Raw genomic sequence first — 22,619 nt, forward strand, 5'->3', positions numbered from 1 at the left:
ATTTGTCATGGCCACTGCCGAAAACACTCAAACCCAAGCCAACACCCCCGACACCGGCAATCCGCGCAAGCGCAAAGTCATGCTGCTGGTGCTGGCCGTCGTGGTTCTGCTCGCCGGTGCTGGCGTGTGGGCGTATCACGAATTCATCGGGCGCTTCAACGAAAGCACCGACGACGCCTACGTCAACGGCAACGTTGTTGAGATCACCCCGCTGGTGACCGGCACCGTGGTCAGCATCGGCGCCGACGATGGCGATCTGGTTCACGAGGGGCAAGTGCTGATCAACTTTGACCCGAACGACGCCGAAGTCGGCCTGCAAAGTGCCCAGGCGAAACTGGCGCGCACCGTGCGTCAGGTGCGCGGCCTGTACAGCAACGTCGATGGCATGAAAGCCCAGGTCAACGCGCAACAGGCAGAAGTACAGAAGGCGCAGGACAACTACAACCGCCGGAAAAACCTCGCCGCTGGCGGGGCGATTTCCCAGGAAGAACTGTCCCACGCTCGCGACGATCTGACCTCGGCGCAAAACGCCCTGGCCAACGCCAAACAGCAACTGAAAACCACCAGCGCGCTGGTCGACGACACCGTGGTGTCGTCGCACCCGGACGTGATGTCGGCGGCTGCCGATCTGCGTCAGGCGTACCTGACCAACGCCCGTAGCACCCTGATCGCGCCAGTCACCGGTTACGTCGCCAAACGCACCGTGCAGCTCGGTCAGCGCGTACAGCCGGGCACTGCGCTGATGGCGGTGATTCCGCTGGATCAGTTGTGGATCGACGCCAACTTCAAGGAAACCCAACTGCGTGACATGCGCATCGGCCAACCGGTGGACATCGAATCCGACATCTACGGCAGCAGCGTGAAATACAGCGGCACCGTCGACAGCCTCGGCGCCGGTACCGGTAGCGCGTTCGCCCTGCTGCCGGCGCAGAACGCCACCGGTAACTGGATCAAGATCGTCCAGCGTGTGCCAGTGCGGATCCACATCAACGCCGAAGAGCTGGCCCAGCACCCGCTGCGGGTCGGTCTGTCGACCAACGTTGAGGTGAATCTGCACGACCAGAGCGGCCCGGTGCTGGCCCAGCAACCGCCGCAAAAGGCCTCGTTCAGCACCAACGTCTACGACCGCCAACTGGCCGAAGCCGACGCGATGATTGCGCAGCTGATCCACGACAACAGCGCTGCGGTGAGCAAGACCGCGCAACGCTGAGATCACACTCTTCAGGTGCGGGCTTTTGTGGCGAGGGAGCTTGCTCCCGCTGGGGCGCGAAGCGGCACCAATAGCTTTGCGACTGCTTCGCAGCCGAGCGGGAGCAAGCTCCCTCGCCACAAAGGCACGCTCCAGGGCGTCAACCCGGTTTCATAGGATTCACAATGAGCAATAACGCCTCTTTCACGCCGCCCAGCCTGTTGCTCAGCACCATCGGCCTGTCGCTGGCGACGTTCATGCAAGTGCTCGACACCACCATTGCCAACGTGGCCCTGCCGACCATCTCCGGCAACCTCGGGGTGAGTTCGGAGCAGGGCACCTGGGTGATCACCTCGTTTGCCGTGAGCAACGCCATCGCACTGCCGCTGACCGGTTGGCTCAGTCGGCGTTTCGGCGAGGTGAAGCTGTTTTTGTGGGCCACCATCCTGTTCGTGCTGGCCTCGTTCCTCTGCGGTATTTCGACGTCGATGCCGGAATTGATCGGTTTCCGCGTGCTGCAAGGCCTGGTGGCCGGGCCGCTGTACCCGATGACGCAAACCCTGTTGATTGCCGTGTATCCCCCCGCGAGGCGCGGCATGGCCCTCGCGTTGCTGGCGATGGTCACGGTGGTCGCGCCGATTGCCGGGCCCATTCTTGGTGGCTGGATCACCGACAGCTACAGCTGGCCGTGGATTTTCTTCATCAACGTACCGATCGGCATCTTTGCGGTGATGGTAGTGCGCTCACAACTGGCCAAGCGTCCGGTGGAGACCAGCCGTCAGCCAATGGATTACGTCGGTCTGATCACGCTGATCATCGGCGTCGGCGCGTTGCAGGTGATCCTCGACAAGGGCAATGACCTGGACTGGTTCGAATCGAACTTCATCATCATCGGCGCGGCGATTTCGGTGATCGCCCTGGCGGTGTTCGTCATCTGGGAAATGACCGATCAGCATCCGGTGGTCAACCTGCGGCTTTTTGCCCACCGCAACTTCCGCATCGGCACGCTGGTGCTGGTATTGGGTTACGCCGGCTTCTTCGGCATCAACCTGATCCTGCCGCAGTGGCTGCAGACGCAGATGGGTTACACCGCGACCTGGGCCGGACTGGCAGTGGCGCCGATCGGCATTCTGCCGGTGCTGCTGTCGCCGTTTGTCGGCAAGTACGCGAACAAGTTCGACCTGCGCCTGCTGGCAGGGCTGGCGTTCCTGGCGATTGGCCTGAGCTGCTTCATGCGCGCCGAGTTCACCAACGAGGTGGACTTCCAGCACATCGCCCTGGTGCAGCTGTTCATGGGGATTGGCGTGGCGCTGTTCTTCATGCCGACCCTGAGCATCCTGATGTCGGACTTACCGCCGAGTCAGATTGCCGACGGCGCAGGCCTGGCGACCTTCCTGCGCACCTTGGGCGGCAGCTTCGCCGCCTCGCTGACCACGTGGATCTGGATCCGCCGCGCCGATCAGCATCATGCGTACATGAGCGAAAGCATCAGCACCTTCGAACCGGCGACCCGCGAGACCCTGAATCATTTGGGCGGCGCGAGCCAATCGGCTTATGCGCAGATGGATCAGATCCTCACCAGTCAGGCGTACATGCTCTCCACGGTGGATTACTTCACGCTGCTGGGCTGGGGGTTCATGGGGCTGATTCTGATTGTGTGGCTGGCGAAACCGCCGTTTGCGGCGAAGGCCGGGCCTGCTGCTTCAGGACACTAAGGTCAAAAGCCCCTCACCCTAACCCTCTCCCGGAGGGAGAGGGGACTGACTGAGGGTTTCTTTCGAGGTCCGCCGACCTGAGCCACCGAGTTGAACTCAGGTTTTGAATAGCATGAAGATCGGCTCCCTTTCCCCCTCGCCCCCCTGGGGGAGAGGGCTGGGGTGAGGGGGTAGCGATCTTCAGCCGTGCGGCAAAGCCAGTGGCGGAGCAAAGTCGAACGGCGCCAGGGCAAACCCGTTCTCATCCACCTGCAACGCCCAACCCTGACGATCCCAATCCCCCAGCACAATCCGCTTCGCCGCCTGCTCGCCGAGCTGCAACTTGTGGATCGCCGGGCGATGGGTGTGGCCGTGGATCAGGGTTTTCACCCCGTATTGCTGCATGATCCGCGGAATTTCCTCTGGCGTGACATCGACGATGTCATTGGCCTTCATCCGTGTCTGCGCGCGGCTTTCACTGCGCAGCTTGCGCGCCAGTTTGTGACGGGTGCTCAGCGGCAGGTGGCGCAGGATGAACAGGGTGATCGGGTTACGCAGGTAGCGGCGCAGCTTCATGTAGGCTTCGTCGCGGGTGCACAGGCTGTCGCCGTGCATCAGCAGCACTGGCTCGCCATAGAACTGCACGACACTCGGGTCCTTCAACAGCGTGCAGCCGGCTTCTTTGCAGAAGGCCTTGCCGAGCAGGAAGTCGCGATTGCCGTGCATCAGAAAGATCGCCGTGCCGCTGTCGCTCAATTGGCGCAGGGCTTGGCAGATGGAACGCTGGAAGGGCGTCATGGCGTCGTCGCCAATCCACGCCTCGAAAAAGTCGCCGAGGATATACAACGCACTCGCCGAGCGGGCGCGTCCGGCGAGCAAATCCAGAAACGCCCGGGTAATGTCCGGGCGCTCCTCTTCCAGATGCAAGTCTGAAATCAGCAATATCACGCTTCGATGATCTCGGCTTTCTCGATGATCACGTCGTCTTTCGGCACGTCCTGGTGACCGGCCTTGGAAGTGGTGGCCACGCCTTCGATCTTGTCGACTACTTCGGTACCGGCAACGACTTTACCGAACACGGCATAACCCCAGCCCTGAGCGGTCTTGGCGGTGTGGTTGAGGAAGCTGTTGTTGGTGGCGTTGATGAAGAACTGCGCCGAAGCCGAATGTGGGTCCATGGTGCGGGCCATGGCAACGGTGTACTTCTCGTTCTTCAGACCGTTGTCAGCTTCGTTCTGAATGCTTGGGCTCTTGTCTTTCTTTTCCTGCATGCCAGGTTCGAAACCGCCGCCCTGGATCATGAAGCCCTTGATCACGCGGTGGAACACCACGTTCTCGTAGTGACCTTTCTTAACGTATTCGATGAAGTTGGCAGCGGTGATCGGCGCTTTTTCCGCGTCCAGTTCGATGACGATGTCGCCGTAGTTGGTGGTCAGTTTGACTTGAGTCATGATCGCTACTCTGTATTAGGAATTCGTGGTTTTCGGACACCGAGTGCCGAAACCGGTTCAGCCTGCTTCGGCCAAGGAGCGCAGTTTAGCGTGACAGGCGCGAATTTCGAGGCTGTTTTTCAAATCCCGGCGATTAAATGCGCTCCTTTATAGGCCGTGCTCTGTCAGCCCCTTGACAGCATCGGCTATGATAGCGGCTTTGTTTTGTCTGGCCCCCTTTGCGGCCGCGCACATGTAAGTCAAGGATCCTATGAGCAAGCCCACTGTCGACCCTACCTCGAATGCCAAGTCCGGCCCTGCCGTGCCGGTCAATTTCCTGCGGCCGATCATCCAGGCAGACCTGGACTCGGGCAAGCACACCCAGATCGTCACCCGTTTTCCGCCTGAGCCCAACGGCTACCTGCACATCGGCCACGCCAAGTCGATCTGCGTGAACTTCGGCCTGGCCCAGGAGTTCGGCGGCGTCACGCACCTGCGTTTCGACGACACCAACCCGGCCAAGGAAGACCAGGAATACATCGACGCGATCGAATCCGACGTCAAATGGCTGGGCTTCGAGTGGTCCGGCGAAGTGCGCTACGCCTCGCAGTATTTCGACCAGTTGCACGACTGGGCGGTCGAGCTGATCAAGGCCGGCAAGGCCTACGTCGACGACCTGACCCCTGAGCAGGCCAAGGAATACCGTGGCAGCCTGACCGAGCCTGGCAAGAACAGCCCGTTCCGCGACCGTTCGGTGGAAGAGAACCTCGACTGGTTTGCGCGCATGCGTGCCGGTGAGTTCCCGGACGGCGCCCGCGTGCTGCGCGCGAAGATCGACATGGCCTCGCCGAACATGAATCTGCGCGACCCGATCATGTACCGCATCCGCCACGCCCATCACCACCAGACCGGTGACAAGTGGTGCATCTACCCGAACTACGACTTCACCCACGGTCAGTCGGACGCCATCGAAGGCATCACCCACTCGATCTGCACCCTGGAGTTCGAAAGCCATCGTCCGCTGTACGAGTGGTTCCTGGACAACCTGCCGGTGCCGGCCAACCCGCGCCAGTACGAGTTCAGCCGCCTGAACCTGAACTACACCATCACCAGCAAGCGCAAGCTCAAGCAGTTGGTGGATGAAAAGCACGTGCACGGCTGGGACGACCCACGCATGTCGACGCTGTCGGGTTTCCGCCGTCGCGGCTACACCCCGGCATCGATCCGCAATTTCTGCGAGATGGTCGGCACCAACCGTTCCGACGGTGTGGTCGACTACGGCATGCTCGAGTTCAGCATCCGTCAGGACCTCGACGCCAACGCCCCGCGCGCCATGTGCGTGCTGCGTCCGTTGAAGGTCGTGATCACCAACTACCCGGAAGGTCAGGTCGACAACCTCGAACTGCCGCGTCATCCGCAGAAAGAAGAGCTCGGCGTGCGCCAGTTGCCGTTCGCCCGTGAAATCTACATCGACCGCGATGACTTCATGGAAGAGCCGCCAAAAGGCTACAAGCGCCTGGAGCCGAACGGCGAAGTGCGCCTGCGCGGCAGCTACGTGATCCGCGCCGACGAAGCGATCAAGGACGCCGACGGCAACATCGTCGAGCTGCGTTGCTCGTACGACCCGGACACCCTCGGCAAGAACCCTGAAGGCCGCAAGGTCAAAGGCGTGATCCACTGGGTGCCGGCGGCTGCCAGCATCGAGTGCGAAGTGCGGCTGTACGATCGCCTGTTCCGCTCTCCGAACCCGGAGAAGGCCGAAGACAGCGCGAGTTTCCTCGACAACATCAACCCTGACTCACTGCAAGTGCTGACCGGTTGTCGTGCTGAGCCATCGCTTGGCAACGCACAGCCGGAAGACCGTTTCCAGTTCGAACGCGAAGGCTACTTCGTTGCCGACATCAAGGACTCGAAACCAGGTCAGCCGGTATTCAACCGTACCGTGACCCTGCGTGATTCGTGGGGCCAGTGATTCTGCGTCAAGGAAATTAACGTGCTGACGATCTACAACACGCTCACCAAGAGCAAAGAAGTCTTCAAGCCGCTGGATGGCAACAAGGTGCGCATGTACGTGTGCGGCATGACCGTGTACGACTACTGCCACCTCGGCCACGGCCGCAGCATGGTCGCGTTCGACCTGGTGACCCGCTGGTTGCGGTTCAGCGGTTACGACCTGACCTACGTGCGCAACATCACCGACATCGACGACAAGATCATCAATCGTGCCCGCGAGAACGGTGAGTCGTTCGAAGCGCTGACCGAGCGCATGATCGCCGCGATGCACGAAGACGAAGCGCGCCTGAACATCAAGAAGCCGGACATGGAACCGCGCGCCACGGATCACATTCCGGGCATGCACGCGATGATCCAGACCCTGATCGACAAGGGCTTCGCCTATGCCCCGGGCAATGGCGACGTGTACTACCGCGTCGCCAAGTTCATGGGCTACGGCAAGCTGTCACGCAAGAAGATCGAAGACCTGCGCATCGGCGCGCGGATCGAAGTCGACGAGTCGAAAGAAGACCCGCTGGATTTCGTCCTGTGGAAAGCCGCCAAGCCGGGCGAGCCGAGCTGGGAGTCGCCGTGGGGCGCCGGGCGTCCGGGCTGGCACATCGAGTGCTCGGTGATGTCCACCTGCTGCCTGGGTGAAACGTTCGACATTCATGGCGGCGGCAGCGACCTCGAGTTCCCGCACCACGAAAACGAAATCGCCCAGAGCGAAGCGGCCACCGGCAAGACCTACGCCAACGCGTGGATGCATTGCGGCATGATCCGTATCAATGGCGAGAAGATGTCCAAGTCCTTGAACAACTTCTTCACCATTCGCGACGTGCTCGACAAGTACCACCCGGAAGTCGTGCGTTACCTGCTGGTGTCCAGTCACTACCGCAGCGCGATCAACTACTCGGAAGACAACCTCAAGGACGCCAAGGGCGCTCTGGAGCGTTTCTATCACGCGTTGAAAGGCCTGCCGAGCGTTGCTCCGGCCGGCGGCGAAACCTTCGTCGAGCGTTTCACCACGGTGATGAACGACGACTTCGGCACGCCGGAAGCCTGCGCGGTGCTGTTCGAGATGGTGCGTGAGATCAACCGTCTGCGCGAGAGCGATCTCGACGCGGCGGCCGGTCTGGCGGCACGTCTGAAAGAACTGGCAAGCGTGCTGGGCGTGTTGCAGCTGGAAGCCGATGACTTCCTGCAAGCGGGCGCCGAAGGGCGTGTCGATGCGGCTGAAGTCGACGCGCTGATTGCTGCACGTCTGGCGGCACGCGCTGGCAAGGACTGGGCCGAATCCGACCGCATCCGCGACCAGCTCACCGCCATGGGCGTGGTGCTGGAAGACGGCAAGGGCGGCACGACCTGGCGTCTGGCTGACTGATTGTTTGATCCGTAAAAAACAAAACCCGCCGAGTGCGGGTTTTGTTTTTTCTGACGGGGCCTTAGCTCAGGGCGCCGGTGCTGACCGCGACGATCAGGAAAATCCCCAGCACTGCGCGGTAAACCACAAACGGCCAGGTGGAGAACTTCTCCAGAAAACGCATCAGGCCCCAGATCGCGAAGAACGCCGAGATGCTGGCGATCACCAGACCAAAAATCAGGTGCCCCCAAACAGCAGCGGGAAGGTCGGCATGGAACAGCACCCACAACTCTTTCAGACCGGCGAGGGCGATCGCCGGCAGCCCGAGCAGGAACGAGAACCGCGCCGCTTCTTCACGCTTGAAGTTGAGAAACAGTGCCGCCGTCAGCGTCGAGCCGGAGCGCGACACCCCGGGAATCAACGCGCCAATCTGCGCGATGCCGACGATCAGCGCATCGCGCAGACGCATTTCGTCGACGCTGCGCCGATGGCGACAGGTCAGTTCGGCAGCCGCCAGCAGCACCGCCATGACCACGCAGGAAATCCCGATCACCATCAGGCCGCGCAACGGTGAGTTGCAGGCGTTGAGCGTTGAGGACAACGCGATCCCGGCAATGCCGATGGGGATGGTCGCCAGCACAATCGCCACCGCGAGGATGAACCAGCGGTTGTTGAAATCCCGTTGGCGCACCGCATCGACGCTGCCGCCGACCACTTGGCGGACATCGCGCCAGAAATAACTGACCACCGCCGCCAGTGCGGCCAGTTGCATCGCTGCGGAAAACGCCGAGCCGGGATCCGGCCAGCCGAGCAGGGCCGGGACGATGCGCATGTGCGCGGTGGAGGAAACGGGCAGCAACTCGGTGATGCCTTGAATGATGCCGAGGAAGCCGATCTGCAGGTAGTCCAGGGAAGCGAAGCCGATATCGAGGCCGGTGGAACAGATGTTGGTCAAAGCACGTGTCCTGTGAGGATCAGGAGGAGGGAGGTGTCTGGATCAAAGGCAGGGCGAAAAGCTGAAACATTTCGTCACAGTCTAGTCGGTTCGGTCAATGGGGGCGGTTTAGTGGTGGTGGAGTGAATGGTCTGACGCCATCGCGGGCAAGCCCGCTCCCACAAGTTTATTTGTGGTTCACCCTTGTTGCGTACAACCCGAAACCCTGTGGGAGCTGGCTTGCCAGCGATGAGGTTCGCCCAGGCAACGATTCATTCAGCCTGGCGCAAACGCTTGTAGAGGGTATTGCGACTCACCCCAAGTCTGCGCGCCAGATGCGAAATATTGCCCCCGGCTGCTTTCAACTCTCGGTTCAACGCCTCCACATCATTCAGATCCAGCCCCAGCGGCTGCACGCTCTCCACCGGCTCCATCTCCAGATCGACAAAAAAATCATCCGGCAGATGCTCCGGCCGCACCGGTTGTTCCTCGGCCATCGCCAGCGCCACCTGCATCACGCTGCTGACCTGACGCAGATTGCCCGGCCACGGATGCCGCTCGAACAGCTCCAGCACTTCGTGGCTGAGCCCGGCCCATTGCGTCGGTTCGCGATGCTGTTCCCACAGGCGTTTGAACAGCGCTTCTTTGTCACTGCGTTCTCTGAGCGGCGGCAACTCCAGGGTCAGACCGCCGATGCGGTAATACAGGTCTTCGCGAAACCGCCCCAGTTGCACTTGTTCGCGTAAAGAGCGGTTGGTCGCCGAAATGATCCGCAAATCCACCGCAAACAACTCGCTGCTGCCCACCGGTTGCACGCAGCGCTCCTGCAACACCCGCAACAACCGCGCCTGAGTTGGCAGCGGCATGTCGCCGATTTCATCGAGAAACAGCGTGCCTTTGTCCGCCTTGCGGATCAGGCCGATGCTGCCTTTCTGGTTGGCGCCGGTGAACGCGCCTTTCTCATAGCCGAACAGTTCTGACTCCACCAGTTCGGCAGGGATCGCCGCGCAGTTGACGGCGATGAACGCCTGTTTGCTGCGCGAACTGGCCTGATGCAGGGCTTTGACAAAGACTTCCTTGCCGACCCCGGTTTCGCCGTGGATCAGCAGCGGGATGTCTTTTTCCAGCAGGCGTTCGGCCTGGCGCACGGCTTTCTCGACGCGGCTGTCGCCAAAGTGCAGGGAGTTGAGGCTGATCGTACCCGGCACTTTGAGCGGCGCTGCGGTGGGCTTGGGTTCGGCAAATACCCTTGGCTGAATCGGCGCTTGTTGCGGGCGCTTCAACAAGCACTGGAAGCGGTTGCGCCCCGAGGTCTGCAGGGAGAACGGCAAGCCGTCGGGCTGATTCATCAGTTCCAGCAGCGACACGTTGAACAGGCTTTCGACACTGACCCGCGACAGGCGCACGCCGAGCAGGTTGTCCGCGCGGCGATTGGCCGACAGTACCTGGCCGCTCTCATCGAAAATCAACAGCCCCGCCCACTGACTGTCGAGGTTGTTCAACCCGGTGTTGAAGGTCAGTTGAAAGTGCTGGCCGTGGAACAGGTTGAGGATCAGCCGGTTCTCCACGGTCTGGCTCATCATCTTGACCATGCCCAGCGTGTGCGAGGGCGGCAGGTAACTGTCGCTGGACACGTCGAGCACCGCGATGACCTTGCGCTCGGCATCGAAAATCGGCGCGGCGGAGCCGGTCATGAAACGGTTGGCCTTGAGGAAGTGCTCATCGTGCTCGATGTGCACCGCTTGTTCGCAAGCCAGCGCGGTGCCGATCGCATTGGTGCCACTGCAGCGTTCCATCCAGCTCGCCCCGGCGCTAAACCCTCGGGCGAGGTTCGGCTCGATGAAGCGCTGAGTGCCCCACGAGGTCAGCACCTGGCCCTGATGGTCGGCGAGCATGATCAGGCAGTTGGAGTTGCTCAGGATGTTCTCGTAATACGGCAGCACTTCCTGATGGGTGGTCTGCACCAGTGCGTGGTGCCGGTCGAGCAACTGCGCGATGCCGGCGGCGGGCAATTGATCGAAGGCCGGAGCGCTCTGATGGTTGAGACCGAAGGCGCGGCAACGTTGCCAGGAATTCTGGACGATCGCGTCATGGGACAGCGGCGGGGCAGGTGCGGCCATGGTGGTGGGCCTCTGATGCAGCGTCTTTATTATTGTTATGACCCACACATTTCTCCTGTAGGAGCTGCCGCAGGCTGCGATCTTTTGATCTTGTTTTAAAAAACAAAAGTCAAAAGATCGCAGCCTGCGGCAGCTCCTACAGGGTGCGTGAACAGTTCATAGAGTGTTGTTCACTATTGTTCATTGTCAATCGCCCAACTGTTCAAATGTGTTCAGCAATGAACGCTCATTCCTCGCGTTTTCAGGCCTTTTCACGACAAATCAACCACTTGCCACTTCTGGCACGAATGTCGCTCTGCTGCACAGGTCGCTTGACTCCAATAATAAAAAAGGCCGAGCCATGTCACTCACCCTGGAGCACGTCAGCCGCACCGTCGAGGGCCAGACCTGGATCGACGATGCCTGCCTGACCTTCGAACCCGGATCCTTCAACGTTCTGCTCGGCCGCACGCTGTCCGGCAAGACCAGCCTGATGCGCCTGATGGCCGGTCTGGACAAGCCCGACAGCGGCCGCGTCCTGATGAACGGCGTCGATGTCACCCAGCGCCCGGTGCGCCTGCGCAACGTGTCGATGGTCTATCAGCAGTTCATCAATTACCCGACCATGACCGTGTTCGAGAACATCGCCTCGCCGCTGCGGCAGGCCGGTGTTGCCAAGGACGTCATCCACAGCAAAGTGCTGGAAACCGCGAAGATGCTGCGCATCGAGAAGTTCCTGCAGCGCTATCCGCTGGAGCTGTCCGGCGGTCAGCAGCAGCGCACGGCGATGGCCCGGGCGCTGGTCAAGGACGCCGAGCTGATCCTGTTCGACGAGCCACTGGTTAACCTCGACTACAAGCTGCGCGAAGAGCTGCGTCAGGAAATGCGCGAGCTGTTCAAGCTGCGCCACACCATCGCGATCTACGCCACCACCGAACCCAACGAAGCGTTGGCGCTGGGCGGCACCACGACGATTCTGCACGAGGGCCGGGTGATTCAGAGCGGCGCCTCGACCTCGGTCTACCACCAGCCGCAAACCGTGCTAGCGGCAGAGTTGTTCTCCGAACCGCCGATCAACCTGATGCCCGGGCGCATTGCCGGCAACGAAGTCAGCTTCGCCAATTTCGTGCACTTTCCGCTGAACGTCGACCTGCGCCCTGTAGGCGAGGGCGAGTTTCGCTTTGGCGTGCGCCCCAGCCATATCTCGCTGGTGCCGAGCAACGATGACGATCTGGAACTGGCGGTCACCGTCGAAGTGGCGGAGATCAGCGGTTCGGAAACCTTCCTGCATGTGCGCAACGAACATTTCCTGCTGGTGCTGCACCTGCCGGGGGTGCACGAATACGACGTCGATGCGCCGATCCGCATCTACATCCCGACCCACAAACTGTTCGTGTTCGATGCGCAGGGCCGTCTGGTGCAGGCACCGGGCCGGCGTGTCGCGAGGGTTGCCTGATGGCCGAAATCCGTTTGCAGCACCTCGCCCACAGCTACAGCAAAACCCCGAGCGGGCCAGACGATTACGCGATCCGCGAGATGGACCACGTCTGGGAACAGGGCGGCGCCTATGCCTTGCTCGGCCCATCGGGATGCGGCAAATCGACCTTGCTCAACATCATTTCCGGCCTGCTCAGCCCCTCGCAAGGGCATGTGCTGTTCGACGGCAAAGCGGTCAACGACCTGACCCCGGAGAAGCGCAACATCGCTCAGGTGTTCCAGTTCCCGGTGGTCTACGACACCATGACCGTGTTCGATAACCTGGCTTTCCCCTTGAGGAATCAGGGCATGGCCGAGGCGAAAGTGCACAGCAAGGTGCAGGAAATCGCCGAGGTCCTTGACCTGCAAAACCTGCTCAGCAAAAAGGCGCGCAACCTCACCGCCGACGAAAAACAAAAAGTCTCCATGGGCCGTGGTCTGGTGCGTGACGACGTCTCGGCGATCCTTTTCGACGAACCGCTGACGGTGATCGACCCGCATCTGAAATGGAAGCTGCGGCGCAAGCTCAAGCAGATCCACGAGCAGTTCAACATCACCATGGTCTACGTCACCCACGATCAACTGGAGGCTTCGACCTTTGCCGACAAGATCGCGGTGATGTACGGCGGGCAGATCGTGCAGTTCGGCACGCCGCGGGAACTGTTCGAACGGCCGAGCCACACCTTTGTCGGCTACTTCATCGGCAGCCCGGGGATGAACCTGATCGACGTGGTCCCGCAACCGGGCGGGGTCGGTTTCGCTTCGACGCACCTGCCACTATCCGACGCCTTGCAACGGCACATCGAACACGGCCAGTGGAAAAATCTGAAGGTCGGCATCCGCCCGGAGTTCATCCATGTCTGGGACGAGCCGTTTGACGAGGCGATGCAGGCGCGGGTGGTTCACGTCGAAGACCTCGGCACCTACAAGATCCTCACCCTCGACCTCGACGGCGCGCCGCTCAAGGTGCGTCTGGCCGAAGACAAACCGGTGCCGCAGGGCACGGCGTACATCAGTTTTCCGGCACAGTGGCTGATGGTCTATGCCGATGAGTTTCTGCTTGAAGCCGACGACGAGGTGCAGCCATGAACAAGGTGCAGAACAACAAGGCCTGGTGGCTGGTGTTGCCGGTGTTTCTGCTGGTGGCGTTCAGCGCGGTGATCCCGATGATGACCGTGGTCAACTATTCGGTGCAGGACATTTTTGACCAGTCCAGCCGCTACTTTGTCGGCGCTGACTGGTACAAGCAGGTGCTGCTCGACCCGCGTCTGCATGACTCGCTGCTGCGCCAATTCATCTACTCGGCCTGCGTGCTGTTGATCGAAATTCCGTTGGGTATTGCCGTCGCCCTGACCATGCCGACCAAGGGCCGCTGGTCGTCGGTGGTACTGATCATCCTGGCGATTCCGTTGCTGATCCCGTGGAACGTGGTCGGCACCATCTGGCAGATCTTCGGCCGCGCCGATATTGGTCTGCTCGGTTCGAGCCTGAATGCGCTGGGCATCAGCTACAACTACGCGGCCAACACCATGGACGCTTGGGTCACGGTGCTGGTGATGGACGTCTGGCACTGGACTTCGCTGGTGGCACTGCTGTGCTTCTCCGGGCTGCGGGCGATTCCCGACGTGTATTACCAGGCGGCGCGGATCGACCGCGCCTCGGCCTGGGCAGTGTTCCGGCACATCCAGTTGCCCAAGCTGAAAAGCGTGCTGCTGATCGCGGTGATGCTGCGCTTCATGGACAGTTTCATGATCTACACCGAGCCGTTCGTGCTCACCGGCGGCGGGCCGGGCAATGCCACGACCTTCTTGAGTCAGACCTTGACCCAGATGGCGGTCGGTCAATTCGATCTGGGGCCGGCAGCGGCGTTTTCGCTGGTGTACTTCCTGATCATCCTGCTGGTTTCGTGGCTGTTCTACACCGCCATGACCCATTCCGACGCCAACCGCTGAGGGCCCGGCCATGAGCAAAAGAAAGCTGATTCCGCTGCTGATCTACATCCTGTTCCTGCTGGTGCCGATCTACTGGCTGCTGAACATGTCGTTCAAGAGCAACACCGAAATCCTCGGCGGACTGACGCTGTTTCCGCAGGAATTCACCTGGCACAACTACAAGGTGATCTTCACCGACCCGAGCTGGTACACCGGTTATCTCAATTCGCTGTATTACGTCAGCCTGAACACGGTGATTTCGCTGAGCGTGGCGTTGCCGGCAGCCTATGCGTTTTCGCGCTATCGCTTCCTCGGCGACAAGCACCTGTTCTTCTGGCTGCTGACCAACCGCATGGCGCCACCGGCGGTGTTTCTGTTGCCGTTCTTCCAGTTGTATTCGTCGATCGGACTGTTCGATACGCACATCGCCGTGGCCTTGGCGCACTGCCTGTTCAACGTGCCGCTGGCGGTGTGGATTCTTGAAGGCTTCATGTCCGGCGTGCCCAAGGAAATCGACGAAACCGCCTACATCGACGGCTACAGCTTTCCCAAGTTCTTCGTGAAGATTTTCATCCCGCTGATCGGCTCCGGCATCGGCGTCACGGCGTTTTTCTGCTTCATGTTTTCCTGGGTCGAACTGCTGCTGGCGCGCACGCTGACCTCGGTGAATGCCAAGCCGATTGCCGCGGTGATGACGCGCACCGTGTCGGCCTCGGGCATCGACTGGGGCGTGCTGGCGGCGGCGGGGGTGTTGACCATCCTGCCGGGCATGCTGGTGATCTGGTTTGTTCGCAACCACGTGGCCAAGGGCTTTGCTCTGGGTCGGGTCTGAGGAACGCATGATGGAATGGATGAGCTGGACCACCCCCACGGCGGGGTTCTTTATCGCCATCGGCCTGTTGCTGGTGGGCATGACCACCTGGGAATTGCGCTCGCCGAGCATCCTGCGGCGCGGTTTTCTGCCGATTGCCACCACCCGTGGCGATCGCTTGTTCATCGGTCTTCTCGGCAGCGCCTACCTGCATCTGCTGGTAATCGGCGTCACCGACTGGAGCATCTGGGTAGCGTCCGCGCTGTCTCTGGTGTGGCTGTTGGTTGTGATGCGCTGGGGCTAGTCGAGTCGCTCGGCAATCGTGCTCCGTAACTCAAACTGGAGGTCTCTATGTTCGACAAAAACAATAAGCTGCGACATAGCATTTCATTGGCAGCCCTGCTGGCACTCAGCGGTTTGAGCGCATCTGCCTGGGCCGATGCCTACGAAGATGCGGCGAAAAAATGGATCGGCAGCGAGTTCAAGCCGTCGACCCTGACGGCGGATCAGCAGCTCGAAGAATTGAAGTGGTTCATCAAGGCCGCCGAGCCGTTTCGCGGCATGGACATCAAAGTGGTTTCCGAGACCCTGACCACCCACGAATACGAGTCCAAGGTGCTGGCCAAGGCGTTCACCGAAATCACCGGGATCAAGCTCACCCACGACCTGCTGCAAGAAGGCGACGTGGTGGAAAAAATGCAGACGGTGATGCAGTCGGACAAGAACATCTATGACGGCTGGGTTAACGACTCCGATTTGATCGGTACGCACTTTCGTTATGGCAAGACCGAATCGATCACTGACCTGATGGCCAACGAAGGCAAGAACTTCACCTCGCCGACCCTCGACATCAAGGACTTCATCGGCATCTCGTTCACCACCGCGCCGGACGGCAAGATCTATCAACTGCCCGACCAGCAGTTCGCCAACCTGTACTGGTTCCGCGCCGACTGGTTCGAGCGCGCGGACCTGAAAGCCAAATTCAAGGAAAAGTACGGCTACGAATTGGGCGTGCCGGTGAACTGGTCGGCCTATGAAGACATCGCCAAATTCTTCAGCGAAGACGTCAAGGAAATCGACGGCAAGCGTGTCTACGGGCACATGGATTACGGCAAGAAAGACCCGTCGCTCGGCTGGCGTTTCACCGATGCCTGGTTCTCCATGGCCGGTGGCGGCGACAAGGGTTTGCCTAACGGCTTGCCGGTGGACGAGTGGGGGATTCGCGTCGAGGACTGCCATCCGGTCGGTTCCAGCGTGACCCGCGGCGGCGACACCAACGGCCCGGCGGCGGTGTTCGCCACGCAGAAATATGTCGATTGGCTCAAGGCCTACGCGCCACCGGAAGCGGCGGGCATGACCTTCTCCGAGTCCGGCCCGGTGCCGTCGCAGGGCAACATCGCTCAGCAGATCTTCTGGTACACCGCGTTCACCGCCGACATGACCAAACCGGGGCTGCCGGTGGTCAACGCCGACGGCACGCCGAAATGGCGCATGGCGCCGTCGCCGCGCGGGCCGTATTGGGAGGAGGGCATGAAGCTCGGCTATCAGGATGTGGGTTCGTGGACGTTCATGAAATCCACGCCTGAGAAACAGAAGCTCGCGGCGTGGCTGTACGCGCAGTTCGTCACCTCGAAAACCGTGTCGCTGAAGAAAACCATCGTCGGCCTGACACCGATCCGCGAGTCGGACATCAACTCGCAGGCGATGACCGATCTGGCGCCGAAACTCGGTGGTCTGGTCGAGTTCTACCGCAGCCCGGCCCGCGTGCAATGGACCCCGACCGGCACCAACGTGCCGGACTATCCGCGTCTGGCGCAGCTGTGGTGGAGCCACATCGCCGAAGCGGCCAGCGGCGAGAAGACTCCGCAACAGGCGCTGGACGGCCTGGCCAAGGATCAGGACGCAATCATGACCCGCCTCGAACGCTCCAAGGCCCAAGCGGTGTGCGCCCCGAAAATGAACCCGGAACGCGACGCACAATACTGGTTCGATCAACCGGGCGCACCAAAACCGAAACTGGCCAACGAGAAGCCGAAGGGCGAGACCGTGAGCTACAACGAACTGCTGAAATCGTGGGCGGATGCGCGTAAGTAAAAGCTGAAATGTGAAAAGCGAACGGCACCGAAAGGTGCCGTTTTTTTTGTTGCCCGATCTACCGTAATCGCTTGCAGGCAAGCTCCCACAGGTTTCAGTGGTGTCCACAAAACTAAAAAACACCCCGACCCTCTGTAGGAGCTGCCGCAGGCTGCGATCTTTTGCTCCTGATCTTCAAAGGCCAAGGCAAAAGATCGCAGCCTGCGGCAGCTCCTACCGGGCATCGATCAATACCAGCTTCATGTTTGAATTTCTTCAAAGGTATCAAGCCTGGCGTCAGGCCCGGGTACACCGCGATTCACTGTGGGAGCTGGCTTGCCAGCGATAGCGGTGTGTCAAAAAAATAAGGATGTGACTGACCCGCCGTCATCGCTGGCAAGCCAGCTCCCACAAGTTTGCGTGTCGTCCAAAAAACTCAAAAACACCCCGATCCCTGTAGGAGCTGCCGCAGGCTGCGATCTTTTGATTCTGATCTTCAAAGGCTAAGGCAAAAGATCGCAGCCTGCGGCAGCTCCTACAGGACACCGGTCAATGCCAGCTTCATGCTTGGTATCAAGCATGGCGTCAGGCCCGGGTACACCGCGATTCACTGTGGGAGCTTGCCTGCAAGCGATAGGGCCATGGGTGTCGCCGCAGGAAAACCGAGGCGGAATACGGTCATGACACCTGGCAAGCTCTTCACCTCCGCTACCCCCTGATGCAGGCTCATGATCGAGCGCACGATCGCCAGCCCCAGCCCGGTGCTGCCCTGCGAGCGCGAACGGGCGCTGTCGACGCGGTAGAAGCGGTCGAACAGGTGCGGCAGGTGTTGCGCCTCGATGCCGGCGCCGGGATTGCTGACCAGCAGTGACGCCTGCGTTGCGCCTTGCTCGATCAGCAAGGTGATGGTTTTGCCGTTCGGGCAATGGCGCAGCGCGTTGGACAGCAGATTCGAAATCGCCCGCTGAATCATCAGCCGATCGCCCAGCACCAATGCGCTGCCAACAACGTTCAAGTGAATCTGCTTGTCCTGCGCCGACAACGAAAACATCTCCGCCACTTTCGCCGCTTCAACCTCCAGCGCCACCGATTCAAACGGCGCCAGCGCCGACGGATGACTGACCTGCGCCAGAAACAGCATGTCGGAAACAATCCGCGCCACGCGCTCCAGCTCCTCGGTACAGGACACCAGCACATCCTTGTATTCTTCGGTCGTACGCTCGCGGGACAAGGTCACCTGCGCCTTGCCCATCAGGTTGTTGATCGGCGTGCGCAGCTCATGGGCGAGATCATCGGAGAACTGCGACAACTGCTGCACCCCGGCATCCAGCCGATGCAGCATGAAGTTGATGCCCTGCGCCAGTTCGCTCAACTCCTGCGGCATGTTCACCACCGACAGCCGATGCTCCAGATCCTGCGTCGAGACCCTCGCCGCCACTTTGCGAAACTCGCGCAGCGGCGCCAGTCCACGCTGCACCGCGCCCCACGCCGTCAGGCCGATGAACACCAGCAACAGCGGCAAGGCAATCAGCGTCGAGCGCAGATAGGCGCTGAGCAAAGCCTGATCATGCGCGTTATCCATCGACAGCAGCACCGGCACGCTGCTGCCGTCCTTGAGCCGAATCAATTTCGACGCGGTAAGGAACTTCGCGCCCTCGTCATCGCTGCTGTCGCTATAGGCCAACTGCTCGGTAGTGCCTCGCACCGCACGCAATTCGGCGCGCGGATCCTTCAGCCCTGAGCCGGATTTGAGCAGCGGCGAACGCAGGTTCGAACGGTCGTAAATCGTCAGCGTCAGGTTGTCATGGCCCATGACCTGATCGAGCAGAATGTGCGGCTTGCCACTGACTTCGTTGGCGTCGACGTACAGCGACAGGCTGTGTTCCACCTGCGCCATCTTCTTTTCCAGGCTGTCGCGCGACAGCGCATTCAGCTCATGGGTCAGGGCGAAATAGGCGAGGATCGCCAGAAACACCACCAACAGCGCGCCGAGAATACTTACCGTCAAACCGAGGCGCATCGACAGGCTGGCGGGCTTCATTCCCGAGCCTCCAGCACGTAGCCGACACCGCGCAGGGTGTGGATCAGCTTGTTGTCGAACGGATCATCGATCTTCGCCCGCAAACGGCGGATCGATACTTCGACCACATTGGTGTCGCAGTCGAAATTCATGTCCCATACCAGCGAGATGATCTGCGTACGGGTCAGCACCTCGCCGGACTGGCGCATCAGCAAATGCAGCAGGGCGAATTCCTTGGTGGTCAGGTCGATGCGCTGCTCGCCACGAAACGCCCGATGCCGGCCCGGATCAAGCTCCAGATCAGCGACTTTCAACACCTGCGGCACTGGAATGTTTTCGCTGCGGCGCATCAAGGTGCGGACCCGCGCCAGCAATTCGGGAAACTCGAACGGCTTGACCAGATAGTCGTCCGCGCCCAGATCCAGACCGCGAATCTTGTCCGCCAGCCGCCCGCGCGCAGTGAGCATCATCACCCGCGTCGAATGGGTGCGGCGCAGTTGTTCCAGCACGCCCCAGCCGTCCAGCTCCGGCAAATTCACGTCGAGAATGATCAGGTCATAGGCCTGCTGTTGCGCCAGATGCAATCCATCGGCACCGGTGGCGGCGTGGTCAACGATATAACCACTTTCGGTCAAACCCTGATGCAAGTATTCGGCAGCTTTAAGCTCGTCCTCGACGACAAGGATTCGCATGATCTATCACCACTTTTATTTGAGGGATATTTAATTAAGGTGGCCGGGAAAGTTATGGTTTTTGTAAGGGATCCGGACGCAGTTCAATCACTGAATGACAAGCACGATAAAGGCTGTAGTGGCTACAGGGTCAATCTCGGAGGCCTTTAAAACGGCCATCCGCGACAGCCTGTCGCAGCCTGGAAGCGTCAGCAGACATCTATTACATTCAGGCCAGTGCTGTTCAGCAGATAACTACCGTGTTTTTGTTTCGATGTATTTCGAAAACTCCATTTGCACTTCGCATCCTAGAACAAAACAACTTTGCTGAACCGTGGATAACGGATTTGTAATGTTCCAGTCACCTTGTCGATAAGTTCAAAACCCTAACGTGGCGGCATCGAAAAATCCTGAATTAAAGGAAGTCCCCCATTGCCCGGTGTAATTGAACTGACGGCGCGATCACGCCTGAACAAAACCGCCAGCGGCCTCTTGTTGCTGGCGTGCAGCAGCCTTGCCAGCGCATCGACCCTGACCCTGGATCAGGCGCTGCAAAGTGCCTTCGCCGGCAACCCCGATCTCGCCGCCGCGCAATGGGAAATCGGCATTGCCGAGGGCGATCGTCAGCAGGCCGGGCTGATCCCCAATCCCGCGGTGTCGTGGGAAGCCGAAGACACCCGACGCGACTCGCGCACCACCACGCTCATGCTCAGCCAGCCGATTGAACTGGGCGGCAAACGCGGCGCGCGCATCGATGTCGCCAGCCGCGCGCAGGACGCCGCCGGCATCGAGCTGGAGCGCAAGCGCAATGCCTTGCGCGCTGATGTGATTCAGGCGTTCAACAGCGCGCAAACCGCGCAGCAACGCTTGCAGCTGTCGCGTCAGTCGCTGCAACTGGCCGAGCACGGTTTGCGTGTTGCTCAGGGGCGCATCGAGGCCGGCAAATCGTCGCCGGTCGAAGGCACGCGGGCGCAAGTGCAGCTCTCGGAAGTGCGCCTGGAGGTGAGCCGCGCCGAGCGCGATCAGGCCAACGCCTATCAACAATTGGCGCAAGTCATGGGCGCGCCGTTGCCGACCTCGACCAACGTCCAGGTCGCCACGCAAAACCTCGCCACGCTGCCGCCGCCCGGCCGTTTGCTCGAGCGTCTGAACCAGACTGCCGAGCTGCGTCTGGCGAAGCTGCAGATCGATCAGCGCGAAGCATCGCTGAGCCTGGAAAAGTCCCAGCGCATTCCCGACCTGACTGTGAGCATCGGCAGCCAGTACAGCGAAACCGAGCGCGAGCGGGTCAACGTGGTCGGGCTGTCGATGCCCATTCCGTTGTTCAACCGCAATCAAGGCAACGTGCTCGCCGCTGCACGCCGCACCGATCAGGCGCGGGATCTGCGCAACGCCACCGAGCTGCGCTTGCGCACCGAAGTCCAGACCAGCCTCGAGCAATGGCAGACCGCCAACGGCGAAGTCAATGCGTTCAACCAGAGCATCCTGCCCGCCGCACAAAGTGCAGTGGACAGCGCCACCCGTGGTTTCGAAATGGGCAAGTTCGGCTTCCTCGACGTACTCGACGCCCAGCGCACCCTGATCGCCGCGCGCAGCCAATACATCCAGGCCGTCAGCGAGGCGACCGACGCCCGCGTGCGCCTCGAACGGATCTACGGTGACCTCAGCGTCAGCCCTTGAATTTCACTGTTCAGACAACTGCGCGATGGCACGGCGCAGAGGAGTTTCCATGGATAAAAAACTGATGGTGGTCGCGGTGGCGACCCTGGCGCTGGGCATTGGCATCGGTTCGATGTGGCCGGTCGCGAGCAATATCGACGCCCACGCCGACGAGGCTTCCGAACACGCGGATCACGCCGAGGAGGGCGCTGCCGCCGAAGGCGAACATGCCGAAGAAGGCCACATCGAATTGAGCGCCGAGCAGATCGCGGCGGCCGGCATTCAACTGGCCGAGGCGCGGGCGCAGAGCATCAGTCTCGGCCTGTCGTTTCCCGGCGAAGTGCGCTTCGATGAGGACCGCACGGCACACGTCGTGCCGCGCGTGCCGGGGGTGGTCGAGTCGGTGGCGGTCAACCTCGGGCAATCCGTGAAGAAGGGGCAGTTGCTGGCCGTGATCGCCAGTCAGCAGATTTCCGATCAGCGCAGCGAACAGGCTGCCGCACAACGGCGTTTGGCCTTGGCGCGCACCACTTACGAGCGCGAGAAAAAGCTCTGGCAGGACAAGATTTCCGCCGAGCAGGATTTCCTCCAGGCCAGGCAGGCGTTGGAAGAGGCGGAAATCGCCATGAACAACGCCCGGCAAAAAATCAGCGTGCTCAGCGGCAGCGTAGTCGCCACCGGCGGCAATCGCTACGAACTGCGCGCGCCATTCGACGGCGTGGTGGTGGAAAAACACCTGACGCCGGGCGAGGTGGTCGATGAGACCACCGCCGCGTTCACCCTTTCGGACTTGTCCCGCGTGTGGGTCACGTTCGGCGTTTCACCCAAGGATCTGACCAAGGTGCAGGTGGGCAAACCTGTGACTGTCAGCGCGCCTGAGTTAAAGGCCGAAGTGACCGGCAGCGTGGCGTACGTCGGCAGCCTGCTCGGCGAACAGACCCGCACCGCGACCGTACGCGTGACCCTGGAAAACCCGCAGGGCTCGTGGCGCCCGGGGCTGTTCGTCACCGCGCGGGTCGCCACTGAGAGCCGCCTGGCCAAAGTCGCCGTGCCGGAAACCGCGATCCAGACCGTCGAGGACAAACCCACGGTGTTCGTGCGTACCGACGACGGCTTCAAGGCGCAGGCGGTGGAGCTGGGCAGCCGCGCCGCCGGCCACGTCGAAGTCACCCAAGGGCTGGAACCGGGCGTGCAAGTCGCCAGCGCCGGCAGCTTCGTCCTCAAGTCGGAGCTGGGCAAAGCCTCGGCCGAGCACAGTCATTAATTCTGGAAGGTCC

Annotated in this window: 18 protein-coding genes; 12 read left to right on the forward strand and 6 right to left on the reverse strand. The window is 60.9% G+C overall.

The features are described 5' to 3' along the window. Window positions 1-7 precede the first annotated feature (7 nt). Together ABV589_RS25360 and ABV589_RS25365 are read left to right on the forward strand one after the other, a co-directional pair. Complete coding sequence (locus tag ABV589_RS25360; protein WP_367084119.1) at window positions 8-1,210, forward strand: HlyD family efflux transporter periplasmic adaptor subunit; 1,203 nt, start codon at window positions 8-10, stop codon at window positions 1,208-1,210. Window positions 1,211-1,374: 164 nt separating this feature from the next. After that, window positions 1,375-2,904: a DHA2 family efflux MFS transporter permease subunit gene (locus ABV589_RS25365; protein ID WP_027614637.1), complete on the forward strand. Its 1,530-nt coding sequence runs from the start codon at window positions 1,375-1,377 to the stop codon at window positions 2,902-2,904. A gap of 180 nt (window positions 2,905-3,084) precedes the next feature. Here the strand turns inward: ABV589_RS25365 and lpxH are convergent, their stop codons facing one another. Together lpxH and ABV589_RS25375 are read right to left on the reverse strand one after the other, a co-directional pair. Further along, the gene (gene lpxH, locus ABV589_RS25370) at window positions 3,085-3,831 is read right to left on the reverse strand and encodes a UDP-2,3-diacylglucosamine diphosphatase (protein WP_367084120.1); all 747 of its coding nucleotides are present in this window, start codon (window positions 3,829-3,831) and stop codon (window positions 3,085-3,087) included. Next, entirely contained in the window at window positions 3,828-4,334 is a 507-nt protein-coding gene (locus tag ABV589_RS25375; protein ID WP_367084121.1) for a peptidylprolyl isomerase, read from the reverse strand. Before ABV589_RS25375 ends, lpxH begins: the two co-directional genes overlap by 4 nt. Before the next feature lie 250 nt (window positions 4,335-4,584). On the opposite strand from ABV589_RS25375, the gene ABV589_RS25380 reads away from it, so the two are divergent. Both ABV589_RS25380 and cysS read left to right on the forward strand, forming a co-directional pair. Continuing rightward, window positions 4,585-6,285, forward strand: coding sequence for a glutamine--tRNA ligase/YqeY domain fusion protein (locus ABV589_RS25380; RefSeq protein ID WP_367084122.1), 1,701 nt, complete (start codon window positions 4,585-4,587; stop codon window positions 6,283-6,285). A 21-nt stretch (window positions 6,286-6,306) separates the two neighbouring features. Next, window positions 6,307-7,689 carry a cysteine--tRNA ligase gene (gene cysS / locus ABV589_RS25385; RefSeq protein ID WP_367084123.1) on the forward strand — a complete coding sequence of 461 codons (1,383 nt, stop codon included), beginning with the start codon at window positions 6,307-6,309 and terminating at the stop codon, window positions 7,687-7,689. A 61-nt stretch (window positions 7,690-7,750) separates the two neighbouring features. Here cysS and ABV589_RS25390 read toward each other — a convergent pair whose 3' ends face one another. Both ABV589_RS25390 and ABV589_RS25395 read right to left on the reverse strand, forming a co-directional pair. Then, window positions 7,751-8,623, reverse strand: a complete 873-nt coding sequence (locus ABV589_RS25390; protein WP_367084124.1) for an undecaprenyl-diphosphate phosphatase — start codon at window positions 8,621-8,623, stop codon at window positions 7,751-7,753. Window positions 8,624-8,874: 251 nt separating this feature from the next. Next, window positions 8,875-10,722 (reverse strand): sigma-54-dependent Fis family transcriptional regulator, encoded by a 1,848-nt coding sequence (locus ABV589_RS25395; protein ID WP_367084125.1) that lies wholly within the window; start codon window positions 10,720-10,722, stop codon window positions 8,875-8,877. 340 nt (window positions 10,723-11,062) lie between these two features. Between ABV589_RS25395 and ABV589_RS25400 the strand changes: the two genes are divergently transcribed. The 6 genes from ABV589_RS25400 to ABV589_RS25425 are packed head-to-tail and all read left to right on the forward strand — an operon-like array spanning window position 11,063 to window position 17,013. Next, window positions 11,063-12,157 (forward strand): ABC transporter ATP-binding protein, encoded by a 1,095-nt coding sequence (locus ABV589_RS25400; protein WP_367084126.1) that lies wholly within the window; start codon window positions 11,063-11,065, stop codon window positions 12,155-12,157. Continuing rightward, window positions 12,157-13,266, forward strand: a complete 1,110-nt coding sequence (locus tag ABV589_RS25405; RefSeq protein WP_367084127.1) for an ABC transporter ATP-binding protein — start codon at window positions 12,157-12,159, stop codon at window positions 13,264-13,266. The genes ABV589_RS25400 and ABV589_RS25405 overlap by 1 nt, the downstream gene beginning before the upstream one ends. Continuing rightward, window positions 13,263-14,129: a carbohydrate ABC transporter permease gene (locus ABV589_RS25410; RefSeq protein WP_007961995.1), complete on the forward strand. Its 867-nt coding sequence runs from the start codon at window positions 13,263-13,265 to the stop codon at window positions 14,127-14,129. The genes ABV589_RS25405 and ABV589_RS25410 overlap by 4 nt, the downstream gene beginning before the upstream one ends. A 10-nt stretch (window positions 14,130-14,139) precedes the next feature. Continuing rightward, entirely contained in the window at window positions 14,140-14,940 is an 801-nt protein-coding gene (locus tag ABV589_RS25415; protein ID WP_007961997.1) for a carbohydrate ABC transporter permease, read from the forward strand. 10 nt (window positions 14,941-14,950) lie between these two features. Further along, window positions 14,951-15,223 carry a DUF2160 domain-containing protein gene (locus ABV589_RS25420; protein ID WP_027614647.1) on the forward strand — a complete coding sequence of 91 codons (273 nt, stop codon included), beginning with the start codon at window positions 14,951-14,953 and terminating at the stop codon, window positions 15,221-15,223. A 47-nt stretch (window positions 15,224-15,270) separates the two neighbouring features. Beyond that, a complete protein-coding gene (locus ABV589_RS25425) occupies window positions 15,271-17,013 on the forward strand; it encodes an ABC transporter substrate-binding protein (RefSeq protein ID WP_367084128.1) in 1,743 nt (580 codons plus the stop codon). Between the two features lie 586 nt (window positions 17,014-17,599). Here the strand turns inward: ABV589_RS25425 and ABV589_RS25430 are convergent. Together ABV589_RS25430 and ABV589_RS25435 are read right to left on the reverse strand one after the other, a co-directional pair. Further along, a complete protein-coding gene (locus ABV589_RS25430; protein WP_367084129.1) occupies window positions 17,600-19,033 on the reverse strand; it encodes a heavy metal sensor histidine kinase in 1,434 nt (477 codons plus the stop codon). After that, complete coding sequence (locus ABV589_RS25435; protein ID WP_003223767.1) at window positions 19,030-19,704, reverse strand: heavy metal response regulator transcription factor; 675 nt, start codon at window positions 19,702-19,704, stop codon at window positions 19,030-19,032. The genes ABV589_RS25430 and ABV589_RS25435 overlap by 4 nt, the downstream gene beginning before the upstream one ends. Window positions 19,705-20,115: 411 nt before the next feature. Here ABV589_RS25435 and ABV589_RS25440 point away from each other — a divergent pair, with 411 nt between their 5' ends. Together ABV589_RS25440 and ABV589_RS25445 are read left to right on the forward strand one after the other, a co-directional pair. Then, window positions 20,116-21,363 carry a TolC family protein gene (locus tag ABV589_RS25440; RefSeq protein ID WP_367084130.1) on the forward strand — a complete coding sequence of 416 codons (1,248 nt, stop codon included), beginning with the start codon at window positions 20,116-20,118 and terminating at the stop codon, window positions 21,361-21,363. A gap of 49 nt (window positions 21,364-21,412) precedes the next feature. Beyond that, on the forward strand, window positions 21,413-22,606 hold the full coding sequence (locus ABV589_RS25445; RefSeq protein ID WP_367084131.1) for an efflux RND transporter periplasmic adaptor subunit: 1,194 nt from the start codon (window positions 21,413-21,415) through the stop codon (window positions 22,604-22,606). Window positions 22,607-22,619: the final 13 nt, after the last annotated feature.

Origin of the sequence: Pseudomonas sp. HOU2 (genome assembly GCF_040729435.1) — a bacterium.
Taxonomy (GTDB): Bacteria; Pseudomonadota; Gammaproteobacteria; order Pseudomonadales; family Pseudomonadaceae; genus Aquipseudomonas.

What these genes read in the sequence shown, in the direction of transcription:
- ABV589_RS25360 (WP_367084119.1), top strand. Translation starts at nt 8, where the DNA reads ATGGCCACTGCCGAAAACACTCAAACCCAAGCCAACACCCCCGACACC.
- ABV589_RS25365 (WP_027614637.1), top strand. Translation starts at nt 1,375, where the DNA reads ATGAGCAATAACGCCTCTTTCACGCCGCCCAGCCTGTTGCTCAGCACC.
- ABV589_RS25375 (WP_367084121.1), bottom strand. Translation starts at nt 4,334, where the DNA reads ATGACTCAAGTCAAACTGACCACCAACTACGGCGACATCGTCATCGAA.
- ABV589_RS25380 (WP_367084122.1), top strand. Translation starts at nt 4,585, where the DNA reads ATGAGCAAGCCCACTGTCGACCCTACCTCGAATGCCAAGTCCGGCCCT.
- ABV589_RS25395 (WP_367084125.1), bottom strand. Translation starts at nt 10,722, where the DNA reads ATGGCCGCACCTGCCCCGCCGCTGTCCCATGACGCGATCGTCCAGAAT.
- ABV589_RS25400 (WP_367084126.1), top strand. Translation starts at nt 11,063, where the DNA reads ATGTCACTCACCCTGGAGCACGTCAGCCGCACCGTCGAGGGCCAGACC.
- ABV589_RS25405 (WP_367084127.1), top strand. Translation starts at nt 12,157, where the DNA reads ATGGCCGAAATCCGTTTGCAGCACCTCGCCCACAGCTACAGCAAAACC.
- ABV589_RS25410 (WP_007961995.1), top strand. Translation starts at nt 13,263, where the DNA reads ATGAACAAGGTGCAGAACAACAAGGCCTGGTGGCTGGTGTTGCCGGTG.
- ABV589_RS25415 (WP_007961997.1), top strand. Translation starts at nt 14,140, where the DNA reads ATGAGCAAAAGAAAGCTGATTCCGCTGCTGATCTACATCCTGTTCCTG.
- ABV589_RS25420 (WP_027614647.1), top strand. Translation starts at nt 14,951, where the DNA reads ATGGAATGGATGAGCTGGACCACCCCCACGGCGGGGTTCTTTATCGCC.
- ABV589_RS25425 (WP_367084128.1), top strand. Translation starts at nt 15,271, where the DNA reads ATGTTCGACAAAAACAATAAGCTGCGACATAGCATTTCATTGGCAGCC.
- ABV589_RS25430 (WP_367084129.1), bottom strand. Translation starts at nt 19,033, where the DNA reads ATGAAGCCCGCCAGCCTGTCGATGCGCCTCGGTTTGACGGTAAGTATT.
- ABV589_RS25435 (WP_003223767.1), bottom strand. Translation starts at nt 19,704, where the DNA reads ATGCGAATCCTTGTCGTCGAGGACGAGCTTAAAGCTGCCGAATACTTG.
- ABV589_RS25445 (WP_367084131.1), top strand. Translation starts at nt 21,413, where the DNA reads ATGGATAAAAAACTGATGGTGGTCGCGGTGGCGACCCTGGCGCTGGGC.